6 protein-coding genes and 2 riboswitches are annotated in these 8,352 nt (G+C 47.7%); of the genes, 3 read left to right on the top strand and 3 right to left on the bottom strand.

The genetic code is table 11. The features are described from left to right. A partial coding sequence (locus VFG09_09705; GenBank protein HET6515420.1) for a hypothetical protein occupies positions 1-180 on the bottom strand: 180 nt, incomplete at its 3' end. Positions 181-442: 262 nt separating this feature from the next. Then, positions 443-520: riboswitch (cyclic di-GMP riboswitch) on the bottom strand. A gap of 609 nt (positions 521-1,129) precedes the next feature. Further along, positions 1,130-1,205: riboswitch (cyclic di-GMP riboswitch) on the top strand. Between the two features lie 30 nt (positions 1,206-1,235). On the opposite strand from VFG09_09705, the gene VFG09_09700 reads away from it, so the two are divergent. After that, positions 1,236-2,480, top strand: a complete 1,245-nt coding sequence (locus tag VFG09_09700; protein ID HET6515419.1) for a hypothetical protein — start codon at positions 1,236-1,238, stop codon at positions 2,478-2,480. A gap of 215 nt (positions 2,481-2,695) precedes the next feature. Here the strand turns inward: VFG09_09700 and VFG09_09695 are convergent, their stop codons facing one another. Continuing rightward, positions 2,696-3,460: a glycosyltransferase family 2 protein gene (locus VFG09_09695; GenBank protein HET6515418.1), complete on the bottom strand. Its 765-nt coding sequence runs from the start codon at positions 3,458-3,460 to the stop codon at positions 2,696-2,698. A 380-nt stretch (positions 3,461-3,840) separates the two neighbouring features. Between VFG09_09695 and VFG09_09690 the strand changes: the two genes are divergently transcribed. Both VFG09_09690 and VFG09_09685 read left to right on the top strand, forming a co-directional pair. Continuing rightward, on the top strand, positions 3,841-4,437 hold the full coding sequence (locus VFG09_09690; GenBank protein ID HET6515417.1) for a hypothetical protein: 597 nt from the start codon (positions 3,841-3,843) through the stop codon (positions 4,435-4,437). Continuing rightward, positions 4,434-5,840 carry a hypothetical protein gene (locus tag VFG09_09685; protein HET6515416.1) on the top strand — a complete coding sequence of 469 codons (1,407 nt, stop codon included), beginning with the start codon at positions 4,434-4,436 and terminating at the stop codon, positions 5,838-5,840. The genes VFG09_09690 and VFG09_09685 overlap by 4 nt, the downstream gene beginning before the upstream one ends. A gap of 45 nt (positions 5,841-5,885) precedes the next feature. On the opposite strand, the gene VFG09_09680 is transcribed toward VFG09_09685, so the two are convergent. Further along, positions 5,886-7,880, bottom strand: a complete 1,995-nt coding sequence (locus VFG09_09680; GenBank protein ID HET6515415.1) for a tetratricopeptide repeat protein — start codon at positions 7,878-7,880, stop codon at positions 5,886-5,888. Between the last annotated feature and the right edge of the window lie 472 nt (positions 7,881-8,352).

Below are 8,352 nucleotides of genomic sequence, written 5' to 3'. Positions count from 1 at the left end.
ATCTAATCCCCATCCCCAATAACTGGGGACCGTCGTTATAGAAGTATCCTGGATATGACCGCTCTGCCCATGGGTACACTGAACAATCTGAGCATAGGATGGACAGGAAAGGGAAAGAGCAGCTACAAGAAACAGTCCCGCGGTTGCCAATGCCTTTTTGTTCAAAGATGACTTTTTCATGGCAAATGCCTCCTTTTGAATCCTGGTCCTTTTTCCCCCGAATGTTTCGGCTTCCTCGTTGACCTAGTCAGGTCAATGAATGATTTCCCCTTTCAGTATCATCTCCTTTCCTGCCGCCATTAGATATTCTCATTCATGTCTCACACCACCTGCCTTTCGTTAAGATGACTTTTGCCGGCAATTGGGAGATGAATGCCCAAAATTGATTCATAGATTGCTCACAGGTTCCAAGCACAAAGGCCGAGTATACCAAAGTTTTTCCCTTGGCAGCTCGGCCATCTCACTCCTAAGACCCGCCGCTTTCCGTCCCCTTCTTACGGAGGGTTTGGCTTTGTCCGGATTTTCCCTCTCAGTTATCTATTACCATAGGCAGATGCAGTTGTCAAATTGTGATTTCAGTACAATCCTCAGATGTGAGGAAGTTACAGCATCGGACCACACAGACTTAAGAAAATCTTAAAGGACTGCCCTGAGGGCGTGTGTCTTCGCGTCTCCATAATGACGCTCTATGCAAGGCACATATTTCATCTCAGAATACCCTGGACGTTCTGCAAAGAGAGTTTGTAACATATTGGTTTTTATGATTTTATAGCAGCAATTTTGCACTGATAAAACATTAGCAGGGGGTGCTCCAATCGTGATCACGAACCAGAGTAATTCTGGAGGCACATGATGCTTCCAGAAGACCTGAAGACGCCCGCAAATGACATATTATGGCTCGAATAGTTGACAGAGTTTGTCACATTTTGCCAAGACTAGTCCTAGCAAAATGAATTCTGTTTAATAATCAATGATTTTAGGAAATATTTGCTGGTATGGAAAATGCTTAAATCTTATAAGGTAAGCTGACTTTTCAAGGAAGGAGGTGTTGAGAGGGGAAAAACAATCGGATTCAGTGGAATTTGATGGCGGGATGCCCATGGGTATCTCAAACTGTTAACACTCACTCCGGATAAAAGGGTAAACCCATCGCAAGGTGGGGGCACAAAGCCAACGGGTCCCGCTGGGACGGCCGGGTTGCGGAGAGGACACAGAATAGTGATTCGGAGGATCAGATGAAAGTTAACAAGATAGCGATAATTTTTGCAGCAGCCCTCCTTGTTTTTGGGCTTACAGGCAGCAGCCTCGCGTTCCATACCGGCGGCGTCGCCGAGTGCACAGGCTGCCACCAGATGCATAATGCTGCATCCGTGAACCTCACGATCGCTGGGGATGACAGCTCGACCTGTCTGACCTGCCATGGAGCATCAGGGCAGAGCAGTTACCATGTCGCCAGCCCGAGTGCAGAAATGCCTGCGGGAACCCCGCCAAACAATGAAGGCCCCGGCGGTGACTTCGGCTGGCTGAACAAGACCTATTATCCGTCTGTCCGTAATTCCGTTACCACCAACTACGGTCAGAGACATGGCCATAACATTACTGCTGCTTACTACGACAGTGGATATCTCCAGGTTGACCCAGACAACCCGACAGCGCCTGGCGGCACGTTCCCGGCAGCATCGCTCGCCTGCACCAGCTGCCATGACATGCACGGCCATGGCCGTTGGACGACGGCCGGCGCCTACAGCAAGACCAGTGGCGCTATCTGGACCTCTGGTTCGTATGGTTCCCTACCGTCAACCTTCTCAACTGGCGAACTTTTGTCGACTGGCGTATACCGTCTGCTCCGCGCTCAGGACACTGTTGACGGCGTGACCTTCCCGGCCACCCCGCCGGTTGCGGTCGTAAACAGCAGCTACAACAGGTCAGAGTACTTCACCCAGACCCGTACGGCGTATGGTTCCGGTATGTCCGATTTCTGCGGCACCTGCCATCCTGACATGCACAGCACGGCAGGCATATTCCGTCACCCTCAAGGTACGGTCATGGCCGGCTCGATACAGGCCAACTACAACAGCTATGTGAAGACAGGTGACATGACGGGCACCGGGACCACCTCGTACCTGTCGCTCATTCCGTTCGAAGAAGGCGTGACCTACAGCACAGCCAACATCAGTACCCTGAAGAGCCATGCCCAGACCAACGATTCCAACCTGAACGGCCCGGGTATTGGTACCGTGCCTGCAACGGCAACGGTCATGTGCCTTAGCTGCCACAGGGCGCATGCGTCCGCGTGGGAAAATATGTTAAGATGGGATGCCTCTCAGACGACCATCACCGTCGCCGGAGCGTATCCTACTGGCAACAGCGGCTTGGGCTACAGCACAACAGAAGCTTCAAAAGGCTACTATGACTGGAACGCGACGAAGTGGTCAGCCTATCAGCGACAGCTCTGCAACAAGTGTCATGCGAAGGATTAATCGCGTGAACACTAGGGTGAGGTTACGTACTTAGCTTAAGTGAAGGAGGGCCGGACGCCTGCCGGCCCTCCTTTTGCCGTTCATCCTGCTGTGTGATGGCACCCTCACACCTTGCAAATTAACAATCGTAGCTCCCACTATCCACATTCGAATTACCTAGCTCGTGAAGAAGGAACAGGAATGGAAAGACTGGCACAAATTCCAGGAGCGAGTTATCAAAGCGGCGCCTGGCGACGACTATCGCCGCTGAAGATCGGGAATTTCCATATGTTCCATTTCTGAAGAACGAACTTTGCTGTCGTTGCAAGTACGCCGAAACCGTATTTCACGCTCCTTCTGAAATTGATCGAGGAGGCTTCTTCGAAATATTTCGTGGGACAGCTAATTTCACCTATTCTGAAGCCAAAATAGACGGTCTGGGCAAGCATCTCATTATCGAACACAAAGTCATCGGAGTTCGCGCTGAGAGGAAGGGTCTCAAGCACCGTGCGGGTGAAGGCGCGATAGCCTGTGTGGTATTCAGAAAGTTTAACCCTAAGAAAAAGATTCTCAAAAAAAGTAAGCAATCTGTTCGCTACATACTTGTAAAAGGGCATCCCTCCCTTAAGGGCCTGTCCCCCCAGTATCCTTGATCCCAGCATCACGTCGTAATGGCCGGAAGCGATCATCGAGGCCATGGCGGTGACAAGGCGGGGAGAATACTGGTAATCGGGATGTATCATCACGACAATGTCGGCGCCATGGCGCAAGGCTTCCGCATAGCATGTCTTCTGGTTTCCTCCGTACCCTTTGTTTTCACTGTGAATAATGGTTCTGATACCAAGTTCTCGCGCAACCACTGCCGTGCTGTCTCTTGAGGCATCATCCACAAGGATGACCTCATCGACATATTCGTGGGGAAGTTCAGCATAGGTCTGCCGGAGCGTTTTTTCCGCATTGTATGCAGGCATGACAACGATAAGCTTTTTCCCGAGTATCATACGCTTCTTTCAGACTACCGTCTCGCCATCTCAAATATAATGTATCATTTTATCAGGAAAGCGCACAAAATATCTTGCTGAGACGGTATCGATTTTGACGGCTTGATCGATGAACCCAATCACAGACAGATGTTATCCTCTGTGATCAGCCGCTTCCGTTTAAGGGTGCGCGTGCGGGAAACCAATCTGTTCACCCGGCATGACGAGCTTTCTCTAGAATTGAATGCCGCTGAGTGTCTTAACAACACTTCAGGGGAAGATACATACCATACCGAGACCGTTTTGTTCCAATCGGGGGTGTTGGGAAGTGCGGAATAATGGTGGATTTATTGCAATTTGTTTGACATATATGGTGGAAAGAATGTAGATTTTGTAACGACATGGAATTCAGCATCTGGGACATATTCAAGACTCAACCTATGCATGGGGGAACGATCAACGGCTGGATAATGATCCCCGGGTCCTTTGTCATTCTGATTTATGCGGCAGCGGCGATTGCAATTGGTTTGACCGCCGGGTATCTCGTTTTCAAGAAGAAGTCGCGCCTCATGCCTGCCTTGGGAAAAGCCTCTGTCGTCGCCTTTTTTTGCACGGGGTTCCTCTATCTGGTTTACTCGGAACGGACGTGGTACGGCTGGTTCATCGAAGACTCTGGTATCTATTCCGGCCACACTACGGAAGAGAAAACGAGGATGTTCCTCGGCCCCCTCTTCGATTTTATTGCCTCGGCAAAGAAAGCGATTCACGGTGAGGATTACACGCTCTATTGTTCCGACACCGCAACGTATCTCATGACTCAGTACTATTTGCTGCCCGAGAGAAACAGGGGAGAAGCTGACTATATCATCGTGCTCTATGACGGGAATTCCTACTATGATGCAGGCACCAAGACGTTCATGAGAGGCGACCGCAGAATGAATAATGTCGACCTTCTGTACCGGTATGACTTCGGCGCCTATATCCTGAAAAAGGGATGATTGGCGTCGTCGCGGCATTGGCAGTTCCCACAGTGCTGGGCTTTCTGCTCGTCTCCGTGTTGCTTCGCGATGAGACAAATGCAGGATTGCTCGAGCGCCTCTGTCTCTCGTATCCGCTTGGGGCGGGCGTCATAACAGTGCAAATGTTTCTTCTTGGCCTGATGAGGATGCCGCTTACGCTCTGGGTTTCAGCGGTACCTCCGCTGCTGGAAATCGCAGGACTTTCTTTCCTGATGCGGAAAAGAAGGATTTCGCTGGGCAGCAGACTATCCTTTGGCCTTCTCTCCGAACTCCTCGACAGCAATGTCACATGGCTGAGAAAATCCGCTCTCATCGCCCTCCTCACCCTTGTAGCCGCAAAGATCTGCTCAATATTTATCGAGGCGTACTTAAGGCCGATTTTTGCATGGGACTCCTTCGCCAACTGGTCAGCGGGAGCGAAGGCCTTCTACTATTCGCACAGTCTGCTGCTTGATACGGGGCCGGGAGACTTTTTCGGAAGGGGCCTGCTCAACAGGAACGCCAATTATCCTCCTTACAACCCGCTTATGCAGGTCTGGATGAGCCTGTGGATCGGGAAATTCGATGAAGTCCTGGTGAAATTCTGGAGTCCCCTTTACCTCCTGTCCATGGCGGTATATTTCTATCTGTTCATGGCGCGGGAAGCTTCGCGAGTCATGTCCCTTGGGATGCTTGTCTTATTCTTGAGTTCGCCACTCCTGTCTGTCCATTCGATAGAGGTATACAGTGACGTGCCATTGAGCGTTTATATCCTCTTTTCACTAATCGCCTTTTTCAAGGCAATGAAGGGGAAAAGCGCATATTGGACGGCTGTCGGACTATTCGCAGGTGAAGCGTTATTTGCCAAGGATGAGGCACCTTTTTTTGTCATTCCCCTGCTGATTGCCACCTTCCTGTTTTATTGGCAGAACAGATTACGGGGGGATGTCTCAGGCAAATCAATGTTCGCCTTGTGCGCGGGACTGCTGTTGGCAGCTCCCTGGTTTGCCTTCAAATTTACCCATGGCCTCGGATTCGGCGCTGATTATGTCACCTTTGAATTTACTTTCCGGCCTGAGATGATAGAGAAGGTCTTCCTGCTGTTGCTTTCTTTCCAGAATTTCAATGTATTCTTCTTTTTTTCCCCTCTCTTATTGATAATGAACTGGCGTCCCCCCAGAGAATTCTTATTTTTATTCTTTCCTGTAGCCTGTTATGCAATTTTCTTTCTGCTGGTCTATTCGTTAACCACATTCTTCTCGGGAAGCCTCATGTTCAATACTGCTGTATTCAGGAATACCTTGACCTATTACCCAAGTACATGTTTGCTGACATTCCTACTAATCGCAAACCTCATTTCCGAATATTGGGCTAGCACAAAAAGCCTATTTCCTAATATTTGAGGATTGTCTGGCTATTGTCACGTTTGTATAGCCAAGAATAGGATATCACCTTGTGAAACTTTGGACTGCTTTACATCCTTCACCCAGTCCTAAATCGCAAGCGTTCTTAAAATCTGCAATTGTCCTATCAAACCTTTGCATGTTGTAAAAGACTATGCCTCGATTATAATAGACTTCAGACCAAGAAGGATTCAACGCAATTGCCTTATCATAGTCTTCGATTGCCTTATCAAACCTTCCCATCTTGTAAAAGACCGTGCCCCGGTTATTATAGGCGTTAGGATCAGAAGGATTCAACGCAATCGCCTTATCATAGTCTTCGATTGCCTTATCAAACCTTCCCCTCTTGTCAAAGATTAAGGCCCGGTTATAATAGGCGATAGACCAAGAAGGATTCAACGCAATCGCCTTATCATAGTCTTCGATTGCCTTATCAAACCTTCCCATCCTGTCAAAGATTAAGGCCCGGTTATAATAAGCTGCAGACCAAAAAGGATTCACAGCAATTGCCTTATCATAGTCTTCGATTGCCTTATCAAACCTTCCCATCTTGTCAAAGATTAAGGCCCGGTTATAGTAAGCGATAGGTACCGATTCAGGCTGTTTTTCTATAACATAACTCCACAAAGTCATATCGTCTTTCCATTTTCTTATCTGCTCAACGGTCGAATACATCGTAGCTATGGCCAAAAACATGAACACTAAAATGCCGAGCAGGTTGACAACAACAGTTTTTCTCCTAGAGGCATTCACCCTGCTCCAACTCCACGCTAGCGCCAAGCCAATTGCGAGGAAAGGGCCCAGGCTAGGCAAGTAAGTATATCTGTCCGCCATTGACTGGACTCCCACCTGAACAAGACCGAGGACTGGAAATAAGGTTATAACATAATAACCCCATACTGACAGAAATAATTTCTGTTTATTAACTATAACCACGGAAGCTGCCGTAATCCCCGCTGCAAGAACAATTGCCGACAGGTAATCCAATGAAAAAAGTGATACACGCGTTGGGTACGGATAGAAGGGGATTAAGTTCATCGGCCATACTATTTTCCAAAGGTACAAAAAGAGTGATTTAACAGCCACAAGGGATCGCGTTGACAACGGCAGCAATTCCGTCAATCCTAAAGCATTTCCAGATTTTTGTGCCAGAATAGTTAGTATGCATGAAATAAGGCCAAAGACAATGAAAGGAAGTTTCTCGAAAAATACAATCAGAAATGACTTGAAAGACTGACTTCTGTTAAAAGGATACCAGTCCAGGAGGAGCAGAATGCAAGGAAGACTTACTGCCATTGGCTTACTCAACAATGCAAGCACGAAAAATCCTAGAGAGGACAAGTAATGTTTATTGAGAAATCGTAACTTCAATGTTCCTTGAACTAATTCATTATCAAGAGAACTCACATATTTCATATAAGCCAGGACACTGAGCAAAAAGAACAATGCGCATAAAAGATCCTTCCTTTCGGCAACCCACGCTACCGATTCGACATGAATAGGATGAAGCCCAAAAAGTAGACCCGTTACACCTCCCGTTATGAAGATACTTCGCTCTGTCAACCAATGTGAGGCTGTTTGCATCGTAGGCCTCTTGCCATATAGCGATGGCAGCTGAATAGCGATAAGGACAACCACCATAGTGTTCAGTGAGTGGAGAACGACATTTGTGAGATGATGCCCTACAGGATTTAATCCCCACATTGCATAATCTACGGCATGGGAAAACCATGTGAGAGGGTGCCAGTTGGCAGCGTGAAACTCAAGAAATGCCGACTTGATAAATTTTAAGTTTAACGAGCGTATAAGTGTATTGTTGGTGACATAGAGTGCATCATCCCATAAAAAATCGTTCCCAAGGCTTGGGAGGTATACAAGGAAGGTTATGAGCGATACCAACACCGCAAATACATACTTGGTTCTTGTATGTCGGATTAGTTTTACTTCCAATAACGGCCCGTCGGCTGATAAATGAGAAGATTCAGAAGTGCTTTCACTCACAACACCGTCACCAGTTGTTTTCTCCTTGCTGGAAGGCATACCATAATAAAATACCCTACAAGCGATTCTTCCGGCAAGCGCAAACTACTACTTTACATGTGGTACAATGATTGGGGGCAGGTCCCCGTAAATTCGGGGAATACTGCAGAAATATTCTGTTCTCGAACTAGCACAATTATTATAAGTTGACAGATTCTAGATCACGAATTACTTTTAGACCTTTGCCGGACGATAATCCGAAACAGAGGCAGCCCGGCATCGCACTAGCAAGACAGGAGCTTGACTGGCAGCCCTCTGTGAAGCTTACTAAGCCCAGGCAAAACCATTGCGCACTTTAGAGGTATAACAGGGTCGTAACGTGAAGTTATCTGTTGTTGTCCCAGTCTTCAATGAAAAGAAAACTATTAAGGATGTCTATGAACGCATAAGGGCCGTAGATATCACTAAGGAAATTATTTTAGTCGATGATTGTTCAACCGATGGTACGAGGGAAATTGTCAAGGGGCTGGCA

It is taken from the genome of Thermodesulfovibrionales bacterium (assembly GCA_035686305.1).
GTDB lineage: Bacteria > Nitrospirota > Thermodesulfovibrionia > Thermodesulfovibrionales > UBA9159 > DASRZP01.
This window is presented reverse-complemented; position numbering and strand designations above follow the sequence as displayed.

What these genes read in the sequence shown, in the direction of transcription:
- VFG09_09700 (HET6515419.1), top strand. Translation starts at nt 1,236, where the DNA reads ATGAAAGTTAACAAGATAGCGATAATTTTTGCAGCAGCCCTCCTTGTT.
- VFG09_09695 (HET6515418.1), bottom strand. Translation starts at nt 3,460, where the DNA reads ATGATACTCGGGAAAAAGCTTATCGTTGTCATGCCTGCATACAATGCG.
- VFG09_09690 (HET6515417.1), top strand. Translation starts at nt 3,841, where the DNA reads ATGGAATTCAGCATCTGGGACATATTCAAGACTCAACCTATGCATGGG.
- VFG09_09685 (HET6515416.1), top strand. Translation starts at nt 4,434, where the DNA reads ATGATTGGCGTCGTCGCGGCATTGGCAGTTCCCACAGTGCTGGGCTTT.
- VFG09_09680 (HET6515415.1), bottom strand. Translation starts at nt 7,880, where the DNA reads ATGCCTTCCAGCAAGGAGAAAACAACTGGTGACGGTGTTGTGAGTGAA.